The organism is Hymenobacter agri, from assembly GCF_054778495.1.
Genome location: NZ_BAAGZM010001174.1, coordinates 1 through 696, shown reverse-complemented (window position 1 = coordinate 696; position 696 = coordinate 1). Strand labels below are relative to the sequence as shown.

Below are 696 nucleotides of genomic sequence, written 5' to 3'. Positions count from 1 at the left end.
GACAAGTTTGCCGGCAAAATGATGGCCGTGTGCCTGCGCTACGCCCAAACCACGTTCGAGGCCGAAGACGTGCTGCAGGAAGGCTTCCTCACCGTATTCCGCACGCTGGGCAGCTTCCGCCGCGAGTGCCCGCTCGAGTTCTGGATTCGCCGCATCATGATTAATGCGGCCTTGCGCCAGCACCGCCGCAACGCCCCGCTGGTGGCCGTGAGCGACGGCGACTACCCCGAAACGCTGTCGAGCGAGGAGTTCACGCTCAGCAATTTCAACTTTACCGAGCTGCTGGAGATGGTGCAGGAGCTGGCCCCGCGCTACCGCATGGTGTTCAACCTGTATGCCATCGAAGGCTACACCCACAAAGAAATCGGCGAACTACTTAATATCAGCGAGGGTACCAGCAAGTCGCAGTACTCCCGCGCCCGCGTTATCCTGCAAACCAAATTGGAGCGCCTCAGCGCCCCAACCCGCCATGTCCGCTAATCCTATCGAAAATAACGATACCCCTAAGACCACCGGCAGCCTGGAGGAATTATTCCGTCACCACCTGGGCGAGGAGGCCGCCGTGCCCCCGCGCCCCATGCTGTGGGACCAGATTGACAACTCACTGCTGATTCGGCAGAACGAGCAGTACCGCCGTCGCCTCGTGGCCACGCGCTGGGTGGCCGCGGCCAGCCTGCTGCTGGCCTCGCTGGCCGG

2 protein-coding genes are annotated in these 696 nt (G+C 62.2%); both read left to right on the top strand.

Translation table 11 applies throughout. The features are described from left to right. Positions 1-480: RNA polymerase sigma factor (locus tag ACYVDE_RS25175; protein ID WP_460504253.1), on the top strand; the 480-nt coding region annotated here is incomplete at its 5' end. Then, on the top strand, positions 470-696 hold a 227-nt coding region (locus ACYVDE_RS25170), incomplete at its 3' end, for a hypothetical protein (protein WP_460504252.1). The genes ACYVDE_RS25175 and ACYVDE_RS25170, both read left to right, overlap by 11 nt.